This is a genomic window from Leminorella grimontii, assembly GCF_039789245.1.
GTDB classification, from domain to species: domain Bacteria; phylum Pseudomonadota; class Gammaproteobacteria; order Enterobacterales; family Enterobacteriaceae; genus Leminorella; species Leminorella grimontii.
In genome coordinates this window covers 765,107-782,966 of record NZ_CP146357.1, presented here as the reverse complement: position 1 = coordinate 782,966, position 17,860 = coordinate 765,107, and the positions used below count along the sequence as shown (strand labels likewise).

Sequence of the window (17,860 nt, the reverse complement as noted above, 5' to 3'; positions counted from 1 at the left end):
GAAAGCGCCATCATACCATGGATGACATTACGGCTAAAAAGGCATAAAAAAAGCCCACTGTATACACAGTGGGCTTAGTTCGTTTTATAGCAATCCGGCTACTCGCTTTACTTCCCTGTTCAATCCTTGAAAACTTTTCCTTCTGGTCTTCCCGACCGACGTTCCTTTGAAGCGCCTGCTCAATCCCGAGCGGCTTTTGCATCATCCAGATGCCTTTCCCTGATTGTCGTCCTGACCCCTTACGCTCCGGTAAGTATTCGTTCTCCGTCCTGGAGGTGTCCTGGATTTCTTCCTTAAACTGTCCCGTCATCATCCTGATGACGATCCTTAACTTTCCTGATTCGTTTTATAGCAATCCGGCTACCCGCGTACTTCCCTGTTCAGTCCTTGAAAACTTTTCCCTGTGGCCTTCCTGACCGACACTCCTTCGAACGGCTGCTCAATCCCGAGCGGCCTTTGCATCATCCTGATGCGCTTCCTTAGCCTGTCGTCCTGACCCCTTACGCTCCGGTAAGTATTCGTTCTCCGTCCTGGAGGTGTCCCGGGTTTCTTCCTTAAACTGTCCCGCCATCATCCTGACGGCTGTCCTGAAGCTTCCTTATGTGTCCGTTCTGCTTTATCCTAAAGCCCGCATCGTCCTGATGCATTCCCGAATTTCCAAGCTTCCTTTCGATGAACATAGAATCGCCTAATTTCCCCAGTCTCACAATATACTCACAAAGCCTGACTTTGAGGAAAAAGCAAAAAAACGGGCAAAAATAGACGTCAATAAATTGATAAATAAGTAATTATATAAAAACGTTCGTATAGTAATGAATGAAATGTCTCACAGGGTTTGTAGGATATATCTCACAAGCAACGTGTCATTTTTGTAAGACGACCATCCCCCATTTAATCTACTAACGCCCGTCATGCTTTAATAGGTGTGAAAAACGCGCCTCAATTTTCCGCTACTATCGGCGTCAGATGCAGTAAAAATGCCTCAAGCGACTCCGCCAGCGTTTCCCGCTTTTGCGTGCCAAAGTGCTCTAAAATCACTTCGCCGGTAAGATTACAAAGAGACACCATGTCCATCTCGGAATGTGTAGTCGCGATAAACAGCGTTGGCGACAGCTTCAGCCTGCGTTGAGTAACCAGATGGCCTATCAGGTTTTCCTGCAGGCGAATAAAGTCCTCTTCGCTCCATACCTGAATCAGACAAAGCTCAAGCTCGCCAAATCTTGCCGCCATATCGCCGGCAAGCTGACAGGTGAAATAGGCGCTGGCCTCATCCCTTAGCGAAATATCCAGCGCACGCTCTACGTTAGCCAAAGAGGCCACGTCGCCAAAGGGCTGCGGCAGCCAAAGAACCTGTTCATCCCTTGTCGCAACAATACAGGGGGACGGTACGCCGTAGAGCTCGCCGCTGGCGGGCTCATGCCCACGTTTCCGCTGCCAGAGAGAAACGAAGTCGGAGGTAAACTGGGATAATGCGGCCTGAACTGTCATGATTTTCCTAAAGATTGCGTTACACTAGGAGAAGAATATTGATTCATTATACCTAATCAACCTGAAAGTTCAGCCGCAGGAGAAAGAGCATGTCTCACAATTACGAGAACCATCAGGCGCTGTCAGGTCTGACGCTGGGTAAGGAAACCGGCTACGTCGACCGCTATGACGCCGCGCTTTTACAGCCGGTGCCCCGCAGCCTGAACCGCGAGCCTCTCGGGCTTCTTCCTGAAAATCTTCCCTTTACCGGCGCAGATATCTGGACGCTTTATGAACTCTCCTGGCTTAACGCCAGCGGCGTGCCTCAGGTTGCCGTTGGAGAAGTCAGGATCGACGCAAACAGCCTGAACCTGATCGAGTCAAAAAGCTTTAAGCTTTATCTCAACAGCTTTAACCAAACCCACTTTGACAGCTGGAAAGACGTTGAGCACACGCTGCGTCGCGATTTATCCCTTTGCGCTCAGGGGGACGTCGACATTCGCCTGTTCAAGCTCGCAGAGCTGGAAAACGCCCCTATTGGCGCCTTTGCCGGTGAATGTATTGACGAACAGGACATCGTTATCGACAGCTATGATTTTAACGATCGACTGCTAGAGAACGCAGCGGCGTACGGCACTCCTCTCGTAGAGGAAACGCTGGTCAGCCATCTGCTGAAGTCCAACTGTTTAATCACCCACCAGCCGGACTGGGGATCGCTACAAATCAGCTACCGCGGCCCAAAGATCGACCGAGAAGCCCTGCTGCGCTACGTCGTTTCATTTCGCCATCACAATGAGTTTCACGAGCAGTGCGTCGAGCGCATTTTCCACGATATCCAACGCTACTGCCGACCGGAGGCACTGACCGTATACGCCCGCTATACGCGACGAGGAGGATTGGACATCAACCCGTACAGAACCAATCGGCCCTTTACGCCATCGGTTCAAAGGCTGGCGAGGCAGTAAAAAAATCATTGGAAGCCGTGCCGGAAACTTAGTGTAAAAGCGGGTAAAAAGAACACTATTTACGTGAACCGTGTCCATAACGCGGGTAAAGTAACCTTTTATTTAACTAAACGGCCGCGCCTTTTCTGATAAATAACGGGCTGAAAGCGAAATCTTCAAGGAGAAAGTGAATGGATCTGGCAACGTTCAGGAAAAACGTCGAAGAGGACGAGAGCTGGGCTCCCGGCTGGGATGAAATCGATTTGGGTTTTTCGCAAATCTATGGCGAACAAAACCCCGACCACTACGGCACGGAAATGACCAGCAGAGCCACGTTCGGCGGTGACCAGTACCTTGACGGCTACAGCCTGTTCGCTTCCCCCAAAGGCTACAGACACATCGTCACTTACGGTATGTCTCAGCTGTACGCCGACGAAGAAGCGCTGGGCGGCGAGTTCAGCAAGTGGGGCTATGAAATGACTATCAAGCTCCCCGCTAAAGAGGCGCGAGAGTGCGAATGGGCGCTCAACATGCTTTCCAACCTTGCCCGCTATACTTTTACATCAAAGCGCTATTTTGAGCCTTATCAATATATCGGTGGCAGCGGAGAGTCTATCCACATCGGCGAACCGTCGAAGATAACCGCCCTGCTTGTCGTGCCGGATACGGAGATCGCGCCTAGAGACTCGCTTTACGGTCGTTTGGAATTCCTCCAGCTCGTCGGCATTACCGAAGTGGAGTTTCAGCAAGTGAAAGAGACGCCGGAGAAGGTCCATCAGCTCATTGAGAACATGAAGCAGGACAATCCCGACCTCATTACCGACATGGGCAGAACGAAGAATTACCTTTAAGCTGCCGATGACACAATCAAGTCACGATTTGCATTACGAATCAGGCTTCTGTCCTTGAATGAAGCCGCAGAAACGTTAAGGAAACAAGTTTGATTACGCACATTAGCCCCCCTTTAGGTTCTATGGACCTGCTGTCGCAAATTGAAGTCGATACGCTGAAGAAAACCGCTAGCAGCAACCTGTACCACCTGTTTCGCAACTGCGCGCTGGCCGCGCTGAACGCGGGAAGCAAAACCGACAACAGCAAAGAGCTGCTTGACCGCTATAAGACGTTTGACATCAACATCCTGCGCCGGGAGCGCGGCATCAAGCTTGAGCTTATCAACCCGCCGGAGGACGCCTTTGTCGACGGGCGGCTAATCCATTCAATACAGTCCAACCTGTTCGCCGTACTGCGCGACATCCTGTTTGTCCACGGGCAAATAACCCAAGCCTACAGGCATCATCGTCTGGATCCTGAAAGCAGCGTCCACCTGACCAACCTGGTGTTCGCCATCCTGCGCAACGCGCGGTCGCTCCACGTAGGTGAAGAACCTAATATGGTCGTCTGCTGGGGCGGCCACTCCATTAACGAAACCGAGTATCTCTACGCGCGCAAGGTGGGTAACCAGCTCGGGCTGCGTAAAATGAACATCTGCACCGGCTGCGGGCCGGGCGCGATGGAAGCGCCGATGAAGGGCGCCGCCGTCGGCCACGCGCAGCAAGGGTACAAAGAAAGCCGCTTTATCGGCATGACGGAGCCGTCCATCATCGCCGCAGAGCCGCCCAATCCGCTGGTTAATGAACTTATCATTATGCCGGATATCGAAAAGCGCCTTGAGGCCTTCGTACGCATCGCCCACGGTATCGTCATTTTCCCCGGCGGCGTGGGTACGGCGGAAGAGCTGCTCTATCTGCTCGGCATTCTGATGAACCCGGAAAACAAAGATCAGGTTCTGCCGCTGGTGCTGACGGGGCCAAAGGAAAGCGCCGACTATTTCCACGTGCTGGACAACTTTATTCTCAATACGCTGGGCGAGCGAGCGCGCAACCACTACACCATCGTCATCGACGATCCGAAGGAAGTCGCCCGCATAATGAAACACGGCATGTCGGCGGTTAAAGAGTGCCGCAAGACTAACGGCGACGCTTACAGCTTCAACTGGTCGCTCAAAATCGCTCCTGACTTACAGCACCCGTTCGAGCCTACGCACGAAAATATGGCGGGCTTGAACCTGTATCCGAATCAACCGCCGGAGCAGCTGGCCGCCGCGCTTCGCCGGGCGTTTTCCGGCATCGTCGCGGGCAACGTGAAGGACGTGGGCATTCAGGCTATTGAGCAGTACGGACGCTACAAGATCCACGGCGATCCGCAGATGATGCGCCATATGGACACGCTGCTGCAGGGCTTCGTTGCCCAGCACCGCATGAAGCTACCGGGCTCTGCCTACACGCCCTGCTACGAAATCTGCACCTAAGACTGTCGTTAATTGCCGCCAACGCGCGTCGCTGGCGGCCAAAAGGAAAACGCCGTGCCCATTAACCTACTCATCGTTGACGCTTTAAACCTGATACGCCGCATTCACGCCGTTCAGGGCTCCCCCTGCGTCCCCGCCTGCGTTCGCGCTCTTGAACAGCTCATTCAACACGCAAACCCCACGCACGCGGTCGCCGTTTTCGACGATGAGGAAAGAAAGCAGAGCTGGCGGCACCGGCTTTCTCCAAACTATAAGTCGGGCAGAGTCACCATGCCCGAGTCGCTCAGTCAGGAATTAAAGCAGATTGAAGAAGCGTTTACTCAAAGCGGCGTAGCCTGTTGGCGTTCAGAGGGAGATGAGGCGGACGACGTCGTCGCTGCGCTAGCCTATCGCATAAGCCAGCAGGGCCATCAGGTCACCATTGTGTCTACGGATAAGGGCTATTGCCAACTGCTGGCGCCGACGTTGCGCATACGCGACTACTTTCAAAAGCGCTGGCTGGACGTCCCCTTTATAGAACAGGAATTCGGCGTCATCCCCGCTCAGCTCGTGGATTTTTGGGGACTTACCGGCATCAGCAGCAGTAAAATTCCAGGCGTGATGGGCATCGGCCCTAAGGCCGCAGCGGCTATCCTCAATCAGTTCGGCACGCTTGAAGAAGCCTATCGACGAATAGAAGAGGTGCCGCAAAAGTGGCGAAACAAGCTGGTGGAACAAAAAGAGCAGGCGTTTCTCTGCCGAGAACTGGCCGCCCTAAAGCGGGACGTTCCGCTTCGGGGCAACCTGCAGGATCTGCGCTTTAGCGGCGCTCGCGTTCGTCGCGACGGCCAGGAATAGCGCTCCAAATTCGGCGAACGTGCACCGTCACCTCTTCCCTGTCGTGATAAAGCTGCTTGGCCTGAATTTGAGCATTAATGCCATTCTCCTTCAGGCGTTTGTCTATCTCCTCCAGACAGTGGCTCACTTCTTCATAGCGCTTTTTCATCGGCAGTTTCAGGTTGAAAATAGCCTCGCGACACCAGCCGTTAATCAGCCAGTCGGCCATCAGCATCGCAATCCGCCAAGGCTTCTCTACCATGTCGCACACCACCCAGTAGTTAGTCGTCGCATGCGTCGGCGTAAAGCGAAAGCCGTCTTCACGACGGTGGGCCACCTGCCCGGTATCCATCAGGCTTTGCGCCATCGTACCGTTATCGACCGCTTCCACCATCATGCTGCGCTGCACCAGCTGATAGGTCCAGCCGCCCGGGCATGCGCCCAGATCTACCGCGCGCATGCCGCTGGCCAAGCGCTCCTCCCACTCGTCGGCGGGGATAAATACGTGAAACGCCTCTTCCAGCTTAAGGGTTGAGCGGCTGGGCGCGTCGGCCGGAAACCTCAGCCGGGGAATGCCCATAAAGAACGGAGAATTATTATTGCTGTAGGAGTAGCCCACATAGCAGCAGCCGCTGGCGATAAAAAAGACGTGAACGACGGGGCGATGATGGTTCTCCCGATTCAACAGCACGCCGTCCGCCCGCATCCGCTGGCGCAGCGGTACCGTCAGCTTACGACAGAACTTGAGCAGCTCTTTGCCCTCGTTCGTATCGGGGGCCTCTACCCGAAGCTCGCCCGCTTTCTCTATCGCCCCCTGAATCATGCCAACAATGGGCGTCACGCGATCATCCACCGGCAGGTCTTTTAGCAAGTCGCCGACCACCAGCATTTGCCGGGCGAAAATCAGGGAGTTGAAGGGCAATTCTCGAATCAAACGCTCCGCATCATCATGCTGGTAGCATTCGAAAATGACATAGCCGCAGTTGTCCTTAACGCGGGGAAATCCATAAATTTCAAGGCGGGTTGCGCGCTCGACAATCTCAGCCGCGCACTCTTTTTCAAAACCGGGGCGGCAGTATAAAGCAACTTTATTCACGAGGCATCCCTCTTAAAGCGGCAGGCACCTACCAGCAGCAGCGCCCAGCCGATGAGAAAACAAAAACCGCCCAGCGGCGTCACGTAGGGCCAGATTTTTGTCGTGGTCAACGCCAGCCAATAGAGGCTACCGCTAAATAAAACGATGCCGAGCGCCATAAACGCCGCGCTGCGATAGAGCCATACGCACTCTTTTATCCCTTGCGCTATCCCCAAAGCTAAAATCGCCAGCGTGTGGATAGCCTGATATTCAAGGCCGGTCTTAAGCCAGGCCATCTGCTTGACGTCCAGGATCTTACTCAGGCCGTGTGCGCCAAACGCTCCCAGAGAAACAAAAATAAAACCGCTGACGGCGGCAAAAATCAGAATCCAGCGCCCTTTCATAAGCCTGTGCCCTTCTTGATAAAAAATTCGTGAGATTCTACCGATAAACGGCAGCATAAATCACCCTATTGCGCCAAATTTAGCAGGTTGGCAGGTTTATTCGGCGTAGCTTAGATGGACGCTTTTCTGCTCGTCGGCGGCTACCGCCAGGATCCACTCTCGAAAAGACGCGATCTTTCCCAAATCAACCTGGCTTTCATGGCATACCAAATAAAACGCGTTCTTACTGGCCAGCACCTGATTAAATGGGCAAACCAAGCGACCGGATTCAATTTCCGCCTGCGCCAGCATGTTGTTGACCAGCGCAACGCCCTGCCCGTGCACGGCGGCCTGCACCACCATCGCCGTATGGCTGAAAATCGGCCCTTGCTGAACATTGATGTTTGATATGCCAAGCTGGCGAATATAAGCCTGCCAGTCGCGCCTTGAGGCGTCGTGCAGCAGCGTATGGTGAACCAGCATATCGGGCGACGTCAGCCGGTTTTCTCCCATCATCAGCGAAGGCGCGCAAACCGGGATAAGGTATTCCGCATACAGCGGCTCAACGTGCAGGCCGCTCCAGTTCCCTCGGCCGTAAAAAATGGCGACATCCACATCGTCAGACATTTTCCACTCGTCGCGATCGACGGCCTGAACCCGCACGTCGATCCCCGGATAGCGGCTGTGAAAACCGTTCAGGCGGGGCACCAGCCACTGAATGGCGAAGCTGGTCGGCAGACTCACTGTCAACGCGCCTTTCGCGCTGCGCGCCTGCAGTTTTCGGGTCGCGTCGTTTAGCGCCGCAAAAATTTCTTTTATATCTAAATAGTAACTTTGCCCGGCTTCCGTCAGCAAAAGCGAGCGGTTGCGGCGGCGAAAAAGTTTCAGTCCGAGAAAGTCTTCCAGCGACTTTATTTGGTGGCTAACCGCGGCCTGAGTAACAAAGAGCTCCTCTGCAGCCTTAGTAAAGCTTAGGTTTCTTGCCGCAGAGTCGAACACGCGCAGCGCGTTAAGAGGTGGTAATCGTTTCATAGTATCAGCGTTGTTTTTCGCCCCCGATCCGCGCAATCGGAAGAGGGGCTTCACCCGGCGGTATATACATTAGTTTTTCTAATGCGATGCATTATAAATTGTCCGTTGTAGATGCGCCAGCAAATACCTATAGTGTGCCCACTTCCTGAGCCGGAACGAAAGTGCGTTTTTAAGCGAAAGCGCATTTTGGCTTTGTGGTTGTGATGTTGTGTTTGCTAATTTGCCTGGCGAGTGTCGGGCGCGGTCGTTAGCTTCCTATCTCATAGGATTAACGATTATTTCTGAACATTTACCCTATTTGTCACATAGTGTTTATGTAGCACCGCCAAGGCGGTGCTTTTTTTTGCCTTTTTATCCAAACGCCCTACGCCGCGATGGCGCAAGGCGTGAAGCGGATCAGTACGGCTTTTTCACGTACTCTTTGACTTCGCTTTGGGGAACCTGCTTTTCGCCGTCGAATCGAGTTTCGTAAGTTACCATCCCCGTGCTTTCGTCTAAAGAAGGCTTGCCGACGGTGATCACTTTAGTGCCGTCCTGCATCGTCAGCTCATAGTGGCTGGAACAACCGGCAACGCCCAACAGCATCAACAGGGCGGCGCAGGAAAAAACAAAACGCTTCATAAACTCTTCCTTTCGGTTAAACGGGTCGTAGGCCGCTAGGGCCAACTGTCTTCTTAATTATATACTCGGTATATCTTTTTTGTCCGAGCCTCATCATTGTACACGCAGGCAAGACACTGCCTAACTATCTTCTGAAAAACGCCCAACTGCAAACAAATTAGGTAGCAATGTGTGCTGCGCTCTTCCCCTTCACAGAGTACAATTCCCTCACTTTCACTTATTACGTTCTGGCCTGCGGGCATTATAGATAGACGCCATGACACCGTTTGACCCCGTACAGTTTCGCCAACAGTTTCCCGCACTGAGGGAAAACGCCTGCTATCTCGACAGCGCGGCGACGGCTCTTAAGCCCGACGCCGTTATCAACGCGCAGGACGACTACTATCGCCACAACGGCGCAACGGTGCATCGAAGCGCCCACCCTGCCGCACGTAGAGCGACAGCGCTGTATGAAGAGGCCCGCACCCGCATGGCGGCGTTTATCGGTTCTACAAAGGCAGAGAGCATCGTTTGGACAAAGGGTGCCACCGAATCCATCAACCTGGTAGCTCAAGGCTATGCGCGTCCTCGCCTTGGCGCCGGTGATGAAATCATCGTTACCGAGGCTGAACACCACGCTAACCTGATCCCGTGGCTAATGGTCGCGTCCCAAACCGGCGCTCGAGTGGTAAAACTGCCGCTGGACGAACGCTATCAGCCCGATCTTACGCGCCTGCCTGAACTGTTAAACCAACGCACTCGCATTTTGGCCATCAGCCAGATGTCCAACGTGACCGGCGGCTGTCCCGATTTGAAAAGGGCTATCTCTCTGGCCCACGCCAACAGTACCGTAGTGGTGGTTGACGGCGCGCAGGGCGTTGTGCACGCGCGGCCCGACGTACATTCTCTGGGCATCGACTTCTACGCGTTCTCCGCCCACAAGCTCTACGGCCCTACCGGCATCGGCGTATTGTATGGCAAAGAAGCGCTGCTGGCGGAGATGGATCCTTGGCAGGGCGGCGGGAAAATGCTGAGCCACGCCGACTTCAGCGGATTTATTCCCCGGGGCATTCCCGAAAGGTTTGAAGCCGGGACGCCTAACGTCGCCGGCGTTATCGGCACCGGCGCCGCGCTGGCCTGGCTTGCTGAGCAGAATATGGCAGAGGCCGAGCGCTATGCCGGCTCGCTTGCTCAATCGGCTTGTGAAAAATTGGCTTCTATTCCCGGCTTTATTAGCTACAGCGTGCCGGGCAGCAGCCTGCTGTCATTCAATATTGCGGGCTTTCACCATGCCGATTTGGCCACGCTGCTGTCGGAACAGGGCGTCGCGGTGCGCGCCGGCCAGCACTGCGCGCAGCCGCTTTTGGACGCCATCGGCGTGAACGGTGCGGTTCGCGCGTCGTTCGCCCCCTATAACAGCCCTCAAGACGTAGAGCGCCTTTATCAGGCTCTGCGCTATGCGATTGAAATTTTGGAGTAAGTCATGCCGTCATCACACCCGTTCGGTAGCGAAATCGACGCCGAGGCGCTGCGCGCGCTGTTTGACGCCTGCGCATCGTGGGAAGAGCGCTACCGTCAGCTTATCCTGTTAGCCAAAAAGCTGCCGCCGCTGCCCGAATCGCTAAAGCAGCAGCATCTTGAACTTAAGGGCTGTGAAAACAGGGTTTGGCTGGGCCATCGGCTCAATGAAAACGGCACGCTGCACTTCTATGGCGACAGCGACGGGCGCATCGTGAAGGGCATTCTGGCCGTTTTACTTGTACAGATAGAGGGAAAGACGCCGCGGCAAATTCTGGCGCTGGACCTGATGCGACTGTTTCACGAGCTTGGATTATATGGCCAACTCAGCGCATCGCGTTCACAGGGGCTGGACGCGCTGGTTGGCGCCATTAAGAACGCGGCGCAGAGCTACGTTTAGCCGTAATTTTAGCCTTTTAACCGCTCTGCTTTTGCCATCATCTTCTTTAACGCATGAGAAACGGCGATAAAGCCAAACGACGCCGTCACCATAGTCACTGCGCCAAAGCCGGAAGCGCAGTCCATACGCTTGGGCCCTTCGGCACTGGATTTAGCGGCGCAAACGCTGCCGTCCGCCTGCGGGTAGACCAGCTGTTCGGTTGAAAACACGCAGTCAATGCCGAGCTTCCCCTTGCCGTTTTTCACTACGCCAAAGTCGCTCTTAAGGCGCTCGCGCAGCTTGGCCGCCAGCGGATCCTGAATCGTCTTGGCCAAATCGGCCACCTGGATTTGCGTCGGATCGATTTGCCCGCCCGCGCCGCCGGTCGTCACCACGGGGATCTTATAGCGCCGGCAGTAAGACAGCAGCGCCGCCTTGGGGCGCACGCTGTCGATGGCGTCAATCACGTAGTCATAGCCAGCACCCAGGTGCTCCGCAACGTTATCGACGGTAATGAAATCATCAATATAGGCTACTTTGCATTCCGGATTGATCTGACGGATCCGCTCGGCCATCACTTCCCCTTTCGGCTGACCGACCGTCGCGCTCATCGCGTGGATCTGCCGGTTGACGTTCGTTACGCACACGTCGTCCATATCAATCAGCGTAATTTGGCCAATACCGCTTCGCGCCAGCGCTTCAGCAGCCCAGGAACCTACGCCCCCGATGCCTATCACACACACGTGAGCACGAGAGAAAAGCGCCAGCGCGCTCTCGCCGTACAGGCGAGCAATTCCGCTAAAGCGTTGAAAATAGGCGTCGGAATAGGCGGTGGACATAGCAACCTCGTTCATCGATAGCAAAACCGTTATTTATCCGCCGGTGAGACTAATGCGCCCGCGTCCTTCGGCGAACTCAGCACCCATACCCGACCGTAGTGGTTATAGAATCCGGCCCAGTGCCCGGCCTCATCGCCAATGCCCTGATAAATATCGAAGTGGTGGCCTTTAATCGCACCGCCGACGTCCAGCGCCACCATCAGACGCATTTCATATTGCCCGGTAAACTTGCCCTGATTGTCCAACAGGGGAACTTCGGCCAGGATCGTACTTCCCGCGGGGACTAGCGTCTTGTCCGACGCAACCGAGGCCTTGGCTATCAGCGGCACGGCGCTGGCGCCCTTCACCGGCGCGGAGTGTCTTGGCTTAAAGAAAACGAAGGAAGGGTTCTGTTCTAACAGTTCGCGCACTTGCGCTTCGCTGTGCTGCTCCGTCCAGCGTTTGATGGCCTGCATCGACATCTCTTCGCGAGGCACTTCGTTTCGGTCGATAAGCACCTTGCCTATGCTGTGGTAGGCGCGGCCGTTTTTACCCGCATAGGCGAAAAACACCAGCGGCGTGCCGTCGCCAAAGTCGACGTAGGCGCTGCCCTGAACTTCCATCATAAAGTTATCGACAAGGGAATTGCTGTAGGCCAGCTCAAGGCCCAGCCCGTCCAGAGCGCCGTTATAGATGGCCTTGCGATCGGGCAGGCGGCGCATCTTCTTGCTCTTTTTCGGCATGGCGTAAAGCGGATATTTAAACTCGCCCTGCTTGGTGCGCCGCGCGTGAATAACCGGCGTGTAATAGCCGGTGAACTGGACGTTGCCGTAGTTATCGACGCCCTCCATCTGATAGGCGTCGAGGCTGAACTGGGACAGCTGCTGCCCCTCTGCGCCGGCCACCATCCACTGGAAAATAGCTTGGTAGGTATCGCGATTTCGTTCATACAGCGAAGGGGAAGACTGGCTTATTTCATAAACCTGCTGGGCAAAATCTTTGCCGTTGACCGGCTTGTTCTTGGCGTTAGGGTTATTCACCAGCTCAAAAGGGTGCGTTAACTTTCCGTCTTTGTACTGCTGCCCTCTGTCGGTTGGCCGAGACTCACAGCCCGCCAGCAGGGCAATAATTACGCCACCAAGGAGATACTTAACCCAACGTCCATTCATTTTACCGCTCACCTTATTCACCGCCGAATCGGCGATTCAAACCGCTATAAAGCGCACAGTATAAAGGAAGCGCGGGATAAAATCAGCGCCGGAGCGCGCACGGTAAAAAATGGCGAAAAGTTAATCGTTAGTAAAAAATAAATGCCCTTTTCTGCTACGAGAAAGAAAAATAACTTGCAACCTGAGTCACAGAGAGTATTATGCGCCTCCTACGGACGCGGGGTGGAGCAGCCCGGTAGCTCGTCGGGCTCATAACCCGAAGGTCGTCAGTTCAAATCTGGCCCCCGCAACCAATTCCGTAGCAGTAAGCGATCGCAAGTACGTCGGACGCGGGGTGGAGCAGCCCGGTAGCTCGTCGGGCTCATAACCCGAAGGTCGTCAGTTCAAATCTGGCCCCCGCAACCAATCTTATAGCAGTAAGCGATCGTAAGTACGTCGGACGCGGGGTGGAGCAGCCCGGTAGCTCGTCGGGCTCATAACCCGAAGGTCGTCAGTTCAAATCTGGCCCCCGCAACCAATTCCCATTTATTTATTTCTTCTGTCCTTTTCTTCCGCTCAGCTATGCTTAACGTTACCTTTCACTAACGTCGAGTTCCTTTATGCACATGTCACCCTTCTCTTTTTCCACCGTTGACTGGAAGTTTATTGAAAAAACCGAGCATCCGGGAATAACCGGTAAAGCCTATTGGCAAACCCAAACCTTTGGCGAGGAAGGAAGCCTCATTCGCGTTCGCATGGTGGAATATACACTAGGCTGTGTCCCGTAACTGTCCGCGGTGGCGACGCTGAGCCAAAAGGGCGTAATCAAGGTGGAGTGCGCAGGGCATAGCGGGCCTATGCCCAAGTGCGACAACGAAGAGTACGCCCTTTTGGCACGCGTCCCGAAGGGCTGGGGTCCTTTTTACGCAGCGCTGTGTTACTCGCGGCTTATTTGGGCCCGCCAAACCTCACCGCTCGCGCCTTGCTCTGCGTAAAAATGACCGCCAGCGCCATCCGCGTACAGTTACGGGACACAGCCTAAGCTATCTGGCCGACCACTGGTGTAAAAAGGGCCACGTCCTGCTGTGCCTTGACGGCGAGCTGGAAACCGAGCTTGAAGACGGAACGGTCGTTACGCTCACGCCGGGGACAAGCTATCAGGTAGGGGATAACGCCGAGGCGCATCGTTCCCGCACGGAGACAGGAGCGCGCCTGTTTATCGTAGACTGAATGTGGACTCGGCCTAGTATTTAATCGATGAGAAGTAGGTTTTAATACCCGCCAGAATAGACTCGGCCAGCTGCTGCTGAAAACTGGCCGTTCGCAGCTTCCGCTCCTCTTCCAGATTGGAAATAAACGCGGTTTCAATCAGGATTGAGGGAATATCCGGCGCTTTAAGCACCGCGAAGCCCGCCTGCTCGACCTTATTTTTATGCAGTTTGTTAATCCTGCCCATCCTGCCCAGGATCTCTTTACCGAAGGTCAGGCTGCTGCTGATGGTCGCCGTCTGGACCAGATCGAAAATCGTATGGTCGAGATAGCGATCTCCGCTTTTGCTTACCCCGCCGATCTGGTCGGCTTCGTTTTGCGTTTGCGCCAAATACTTCGCCGCGCTGCTGGTCGCCCCTTTCGTTGAAAGCGCAAAGACGGAAGAGCCTCGAGCCGAGCGGTTGGTGAACGCATCGGCGTGAATAGAGATAAACAGATCCGCCCTCTGGGCGCGCGCCTTCGCAACCCGCACCTTAAGCGGGATAAAGACGTCTTCGTTGCGGGTCATATAGACCTTTATGCCCTTCTCTTTTTGAAGCAGCGTTCGAAGGCGGCGGGCAATTTGCAGCACCACGTCTTTTTCACGCGTTCCGCGCTTGCCGATGGCGCCAGGGTCTTCGCCGCCGTGGCCTGGATCCAGCATCACGACCAGCGGCCTGTCCTTACCCACCTTCCCGGCCTGAGGGGCCTGAGCCGGCGTGTCTTTCTCCAGCGCCCCCTGGTTATACTCTTTAAGCAGAGCGAGCAGCGGATCGTCAGGTTCTGAAGAGCCGCCGTTGGCGGGATAAAGATCGACCACCAGGCGGTTTTTAAACTCGGCGATCGGCTTAAGGGTGAACAGATTAGGATTAATATTTTGCTTGAGTTCAAGCACCAGCCGCACGGTTTTAGTATCAAACTGCCCGACGCGCACCAGCTTTAAGTAGGGATCGCTCTGCTGTACCTGCGAGGAAACGCCCTTCAATACGCTGTTAAGCTGTACGTCTTCAATATCAATAACCAGGCGGTTAGGGTTAGACAGCGAGAACTGCTTATACTTTAGGGGAACGTTCGACTCCAGCGTAATACGGGTATAGGTCGACGAAGGCCATACCCGAACGGCGACAACGGTAGATAACGAGGCCGCTATGCCTACGCCGCTGACACTCAACAACCACGTCGCTGCGGCTCCTTGCAATAAACGGCGGCGTAAATAATTGGGCTCAGAGCTGGACATGATTCTCCGTAAATAAAGCTGTGCGATACTGTGCAATGATAAGAACGAATAAAACTGGCGTAAAACTCTACCGAAGAGCGGCTTCGCTGTCACGCATCAGTTGCGTGTTATAGGGCCTTTTGCACGCTTACTACACCAAACGCGCCGATAATTAGCACGTATCGTTCAAGCTGGCTCAGTCCGCATCCCGTCATTACCTCGCCGTTGAAATATATCAAAACCGCATAATGGTAAATATTCCGCTTGCCTTGTCGCGCCAAATGGAATAAAAATACACAAAAATCGAATTATTATGCAAGAGGCCCTATCATGAAGGAACGCAGCACTGAATTGGTCGAAGGCTTTCGGCACTCGGTTCCTTATATCAACACCCACCGGGGAAAAACCTTTGTCATCATGCTGGGCGGCGAAGCTATCGAGCATGAGAACTTCTGTAATATCATTAACGACATCGGCCTGCTCCACAGCCTGGGTATCCGCCTGGTGGTGGTCTACGGCGCACGCCCTCAAATCGACGCCAGCCTGGCCCTGCATAATAAGCCTTCAATATATCATAAGCATACTCGCGTCACCGACGCCGAAGCGCTGGAGCTGGTTAAGCAGGCGGCGGGAAGGTTACAGCTGGACATCACCGCCCGCCTGTCGATGAGCCTGAACAATACGCCGCTTCAGGGCGCGCATATCAACGTCGTCAGCGGCAACTTCGTTATATCCCAACCTTTGGGCGTAGACGACGGCATAGACTACTGCCACAGCGGCCGCATACGGCGCATTGACGAAGAGGCTATTCACCGTCAGCTAAACAACGACGCTATCGTCCTGCTTGGCCCGGTTGCAGTCTCCGTTACCGGCGAAAGCTTTAACCTGACGTCGGAAGAAATCGCTACTCAGCTGGCCATTAAGCTGAAGGCAGAGAAAATGATCGGCTTTTGTTCTTCTCAGGGCGTTGAAAACGAGAACGGCAAAATCATCCCCGAGCTGTTTCCTAACGACGCACAGGCCTGCCTCGAGCGCCGTGAAGCGCAGGGCGACTTTCAGTCCGGCACCGTCAGGTTTCTGCGCGGCGCGATTAAGGCCTGCCGCAGCGGCGTGCGCCGCTGCCACCTCATCAGCTATCAGGAAAACGGCGCGCTGGTGCAGGAGCTTTTCTCCCGCGACGGCATCGGTACTCAAATCGTAATGGAAAGCGCAGAACAGGTGCGCAGAGCGACGATCCACGACATCGGCGGCATTTTGGAGCTTATTAGGCCGCTGGAACAACAGGGCATTCTGGTTCGCCGCTCCCGAGAGCAGCTTGAGATTGAGATAGACAAGTTCACTATTATCGAACGGGACAACATGACCATCGCCTGCGCGGCGCTTTACCCCTTTCAGGAAGAGCGGATCGGCGAAATGGCCTGTGTGGCGGTTCATCCCGAATATCGCAATTCGTTAAGGGGCGAAATCCTGCTGGAAAAAATCAGCGCCCAGGCGCGCCTGATGGGGCTTGAAAAGCTGTTTGTTCTGACAACCCACAGCATTCACTGGTTCCAGGAGCGGGGTTTCCAACCGGCAGACATCGACTCCCTGCCGATGAAAAAGCAGGCGCTGTACAACTACCAGCGACGCTCGAAGATTTTGGTGACGCCGCTTTAAGCGCTCGTTCTCCCTTTCTAATTTATTTCTCTCGCCGGGCCTCTGTCCGGCGGCGCTCTATTTCTTCACCTGGCGCGAATAGCCACACATTAAATGATAACAATATTCATTTACATTGATGAGCTAAACCAACTTCGATACACTGATAGCGTTCTATACTTACAATATTTTCAACAAATAAGCTCAACCGCATAAGGCCTATCGATGAAAAAAAATCTGCTGCTGCCAGCGTTCGCTCTGGCCCTTGGCATCCTGGCGGGTTGCGATCAAAAAACGCAAGAGACGCCACCAGAACCGACGCCTGCGCCAATTCCTACGCCGACGACCCCATCGCAGGAAACCCAGCCTCCGGCGCAAAGCGGGAAAGTCATTACTCACGAGCAGGGTTCCGTTCGCGTTGCAAAAGCGCCGTCCCGCATTGCCGTATTCGACTTTGGCGCATTAGATACGATGAACGCGCTGAAGGTAGAAGGCATCGCTGCGCTGCCGAAGAAAAATCTGCCCGGCTATCTGGTGGAATACGCCAAGACGGACATCGTAAACGCCGGCGGCATGAAGCAGCCGGACCTTCAGGCGCTGGGAACGCTGAAGCCCGACCTTATCATCATCAGCGGCCGCCAAAGCAAGTCGTTTGAAGCGCTTAACGGCATCGCGCCAACCGTTAACCTCAGCCTTGACGCCAAGCACTATCTGGGCTCGATTAAGAAAAACGTAATGACGATCGGACAGATCTTCAACAAAGAGGCCGAAGCAGAAAACGGCCTGGCGGTGTTGGATAAAAAGATCGCCGACGTTCGAATTAAGGCTGAATCCGCCCATTTAAAAGCGATGGTGCTGGTTCACTACAACGGCAAGCTTTCTGCTTCTAACTCTAACGCCTACGCGGCCGTGGTCTATCAAATTGTCGGCCTGCAGCACGCCGATGAAGGGTTAACCGAAGGGCGTCAGGCCGCGACGCCCGACTATATCGCCGAGAAAAATCCCGACGTAATTTTTGTCGTCGATCGCAACGAGGCCATAGGCGAAGGCAAGATGGATCGCGCGCTGCTGGAAGAAAATGAGCAAATCCGCCAAACCGGCGCGTTTCGCAAGGGCAAAATCGTCTATCTGCGCCCCGACCTCTGGTATCTCTCCGGCGGCGGGTTGGAAAGCCTGAGCTTGCAGTTGGATGAAGTCAGCCGCGCAATTCAGTAAACGCGCCACCTGGCTTCATAAAACAAAAAAGCCTCTGTTTACGCTCTAGAGAGGCTTT

The 17,860-nt window shown here is 54.5% G+C and carries 18 protein-coding genes, 3 tRNA genes and 1 pseudogene; 13 read left to right on the top strand and 9 right to left on the bottom strand.

Translation table 11 applies throughout. The annotated features are described in order from the left end of the window. Positions 1 to 10: 10 nt before the first annotated feature. Positions 11 to 313, bottom strand: coding sequence for a hypothetical protein (locus V8L73_RS03730; protein ID WP_347254155.1), 303 nt, complete (start codon positions 311 to 313; stop codon positions 11 to 13). Positions 314 to 939: 626 nt separating this feature from the next. After that, a complete protein-coding gene (gene syd / locus V8L73_RS03725) occupies positions 940 to 1,488 on the bottom strand; it encodes a SecY-interacting protein (protein ID WP_036023637.1) in 549 nt (182 codons plus the stop codon). Between the two features lie 89 nt (positions 1,489 to 1,577). Here syd and queF point away from each other — a divergent pair, with 89 nt between their 5' ends. From queF to xni, 4 genes are all read left to right on the top strand, one after another. Then, the gene (gene queF / locus V8L73_RS03720; protein ID WP_347254154.1) at positions 1,578 to 2,432 is read left to right on the top strand and encodes an NADPH-dependent 7-cyano-7-deazaguanine reductase QueF; all 855 of its coding nucleotides are present in this window, start codon (positions 1,578 to 1,580) and stop codon (positions 2,430 to 2,432) included. Positions 2,433 to 2,602: 170 nt separating this feature from the next. After that, entirely contained in the window at positions 2,603 to 3,262 is a 660-nt protein-coding gene (locus V8L73_RS03715; protein ID WP_347254153.1) for a suppressor of fused domain protein, read from the top strand. An 89-nt stretch (positions 3,263 to 3,351) separates the two neighbouring features. Next, positions 3,352 to 4,719, top strand: a complete 1,368-nt coding sequence (gene ppnN, locus V8L73_RS03710; protein ID WP_027274275.1) for a nucleotide 5'-monophosphate nucleosidase PpnN — start codon at positions 3,352 to 3,354, stop codon at positions 4,717 to 4,719. A gap of 54 nt (positions 4,720 to 4,773) precedes the next feature. Further along, positions 4,774 to 5,556, top strand: coding sequence for a flap endonuclease Xni (xni, locus tag V8L73_RS03705; protein WP_347254152.1), 783 nt, complete (start codon positions 4,774 to 4,776; stop codon positions 5,554 to 5,556). Here the strand turns inward: xni and rlmM are convergent. The 4 genes from rlmM to V8L73_RS03685 all read right to left on the bottom strand — a co-directional run bounded on the left by rlmM (position 5,519) and on the right by V8L73_RS03685 (position 8,646). Further along, positions 5,519 to 6,631, bottom strand: coding sequence for a 23S rRNA (cytidine(2498)-2'-O)-methyltransferase RlmM (rlmM, locus tag V8L73_RS03700; RefSeq protein ID WP_347254151.1), 1,113 nt, complete (start codon positions 6,629 to 6,631; stop codon positions 5,519 to 5,521). The genes xni and rlmM overlap by 38 nt on opposite strands. Then, positions 6,628 to 7,014, bottom strand: coding sequence for a DUF423 domain-containing protein (locus V8L73_RS03695; protein ID WP_347254150.1), 387 nt, complete (start codon positions 7,012 to 7,014; stop codon positions 6,628 to 6,630). The genes rlmM and V8L73_RS03695 overlap by 4 nt, the downstream gene beginning before the upstream one ends. A 96-nt stretch (positions 7,015 to 7,110) precedes the next feature. Beyond that, positions 7,111 to 8,025, bottom strand: coding sequence for a transcriptional regulator GcvA (locus V8L73_RS03690; RefSeq protein ID WP_027274279.1), 915 nt, complete (start codon positions 8,023 to 8,025; stop codon positions 7,111 to 7,113). A gap of 396 nt (positions 8,026 to 8,421) precedes the next feature. After that, on the bottom strand, positions 8,422 to 8,646 hold the full coding sequence (locus V8L73_RS03685; RefSeq protein ID WP_027274280.1) for a YgdI/YgdR family lipoprotein: 225 nt from the start codon (positions 8,644 to 8,646) through the stop codon (positions 8,422 to 8,424). A gap of 256 nt (positions 8,647 to 8,902) precedes the next feature. Between V8L73_RS03685 and csdA the strand changes: the two genes are divergently transcribed. After that, the gene (csdA, locus tag V8L73_RS03680) at positions 8,903 to 10,105 is read left to right on the top strand and encodes a cysteine desulfurase CsdA (RefSeq protein WP_347254149.1); all 1,203 of its coding nucleotides are present in this window, start codon (positions 8,903 to 8,905) and stop codon (positions 10,103 to 10,105) included. 3 nt (positions 10,106 to 10,108) lie between these two features. Next, the gene (csdE, locus tag V8L73_RS03675; protein ID WP_347254148.1) at positions 10,109 to 10,543 is read left to right on the top strand and encodes a cysteine desulfurase sulfur acceptor subunit CsdE; all 435 of its coding nucleotides are present in this window, start codon (positions 10,109 to 10,111) and stop codon (positions 10,541 to 10,543) included. 8 nt (positions 10,544 to 10,551) lie between these two features. On the opposite strand, the gene tcdA is transcribed toward csdE, so the two are convergent. Further along, positions 10,552 to 11,361: a tRNA cyclic N6-threonylcarbamoyladenosine(37) synthase TcdA gene (gene tcdA / locus V8L73_RS03670; protein WP_027274283.1), complete on the bottom strand. Its 810-nt coding sequence runs from the start codon at positions 11,359 to 11,361 to the stop codon at positions 10,552 to 10,554. Between the two features lie 29 nt (positions 11,362 to 11,390). Continuing rightward, positions 11,391 to 12,509 (bottom strand): murein transglycosylase A, encoded by a 1,119-nt coding sequence (gene mltA, locus V8L73_RS03665; RefSeq protein ID WP_347254147.1) that lies wholly within the window; start codon positions 12,507 to 12,509, stop codon positions 11,391 to 11,393. A 216-nt stretch (positions 12,510 to 12,725) separates the two neighbouring features. Here mltA and V8L73_RS03660 point away from each other — a divergent pair. From V8L73_RS03660 to V8L73_RS03640, 5 genes and pseudogenes are all read left to right on the top strand, one after another. Then, positions 12,726 to 12,802: transfer RNA gene (locus V8L73_RS03660), tRNA-Met, on the top strand. Positions 12,803 to 12,837: 35 nt separating this feature from the next. Next, positions 12,838 to 12,914 (top strand) — tRNA-Met (locus tag V8L73_RS03655). Positions 12,915 to 12,949: 35 nt separating this feature from the next. After that, positions 12,950 to 13,026: transfer RNA gene (locus V8L73_RS03650), tRNA-Met, on the top strand. Positions 13,027 to 13,108: 82 nt separating this feature from the next. Further along, a complete protein-coding gene (locus tag V8L73_RS03645; RefSeq protein WP_347254146.1) occupies positions 13,109 to 13,276 on the top strand; it encodes a hypothetical protein in 168 nt (55 codons plus the stop codon). A gap of 253 nt (positions 13,277 to 13,529) precedes the next feature. Further along, positions 13,530 to 13,718, top strand: a pseudogene (locus V8L73_RS03640) (DHCW motif cupin fold protein); the annotation flags it as partial. Positions 13,719 to 13,731: 13 nt separating this feature from the next. Here the strand turns inward: V8L73_RS03640 and amiC are convergent. After that, positions 13,732 to 14,973, bottom strand: coding sequence for an N-acetylmuramoyl-L-alanine amidase AmiC (gene amiC, locus V8L73_RS03635; protein WP_261831394.1), 1,242 nt, complete (start codon positions 14,971 to 14,973; stop codon positions 13,732 to 13,734). A 306-nt stretch (positions 14,974 to 15,279) separates the two neighbouring features. Between amiC and argA the strand changes: the two genes are divergently transcribed. Together argA and V8L73_RS03625 are read left to right on the top strand one after the other, a co-directional pair. After that, a complete protein-coding gene (gene argA, locus V8L73_RS03630; protein ID WP_027274287.1) occupies positions 15,280 to 16,608 on the top strand; it encodes an amino-acid N-acetyltransferase in 1,329 nt (442 codons plus the stop codon). Positions 16,609 to 16,812: 204 nt separating this feature from the next. Then, positions 16,813 to 17,802 carry a siderophore ABC transporter substrate-binding protein gene (locus tag V8L73_RS03625; protein ID WP_261831395.1) on the top strand — a complete coding sequence of 330 codons (990 nt, stop codon included), beginning with the start codon at positions 16,813 to 16,815 and terminating at the stop codon, positions 17,800 to 17,802. The last annotated feature ends 58 nt before the right edge of the window (positions 17,803 to 17,860 follow it).

What these genes read in the sequence shown, in the direction of transcription:
- V8L73_RS03695 (WP_347254150.1), bottom strand. Translation starts at nt 7,014, where the DNA reads ATGAAAGGGCGCTGGATTCTGATTTTTGCCGCCGTCAGCGGTTTTATT.
- queF (WP_347254154.1), top strand. Translation starts at nt 1,578, where the DNA reads ATGTCTCACAATTACGAGAACCATCAGGCGCTGTCAGGTCTGACGCTG.
- V8L73_RS03730 (WP_347254155.1), bottom strand. Translation starts at nt 313, where the DNA reads ATGATGACGGGACAGTTTAAGGAAGAAATCCAGGACACCTCCAGGACG.
- mltA (WP_347254147.1), bottom strand. Translation starts at nt 12,509, where the DNA reads ATGAATGGACGTTGGGTTAAGTATCTCCTTGGTGGCGTAATTATTGCC.
- V8L73_RS03645 (WP_347254146.1), top strand. Translation starts at nt 13,109, where the DNA reads ATGCACATGTCACCCTTCTCTTTTTCCACCGTTGACTGGAAGTTTATT.
- V8L73_RS03715 (WP_347254153.1), top strand. Translation starts at nt 2,603, where the DNA reads ATGGATCTGGCAACGTTCAGGAAAAACGTCGAAGAGGACGAGAGCTGG.
- csdA (WP_347254149.1), top strand. Translation starts at nt 8,903, where the DNA reads ATGACACCGTTTGACCCCGTACAGTTTCGCCAACAGTTTCCCGCACTG.
- amiC (WP_261831394.1), bottom strand. Translation starts at nt 14,973, where the DNA reads ATGTCCAGCTCTGAGCCCAATTATTTACGCCGCCGTTTATTGCAAGGA.
- V8L73_RS03625 (WP_261831395.1), top strand. Translation starts at nt 16,813, where the DNA reads ATGAAAAAAAATCTGCTGCTGCCAGCGTTCGCTCTGGCCCTTGGCATC.
- V8L73_RS03690 (WP_027274279.1), bottom strand. Translation starts at nt 8,025, where the DNA reads ATGAAACGATTACCACCTCTTAACGCGCTGCGCGTGTTCGACTCTGCG.
- tcdA (WP_027274283.1), bottom strand. Translation starts at nt 11,361, where the DNA reads ATGTCCACCGCCTATTCCGACGCCTATTTTCAACGCTTTAGCGGAATT.
- V8L73_RS03685 (WP_027274280.1), bottom strand. Translation starts at nt 8,646, where the DNA reads ATGAAGCGTTTTGTTTTTTCCTGCGCCGCCCTGTTGATGCTGTTGGGC.
- syd (WP_036023637.1), bottom strand. Translation starts at nt 1,488, where the DNA reads ATGACAGTTCAGGCCGCATTATCCCAGTTTACCTCCGACTTCGTTTCT.
- csdE (WP_347254148.1), top strand. Translation starts at nt 10,109, where the DNA reads ATGCCGTCATCACACCCGTTCGGTAGCGAAATCGACGCCGAGGCGCTG.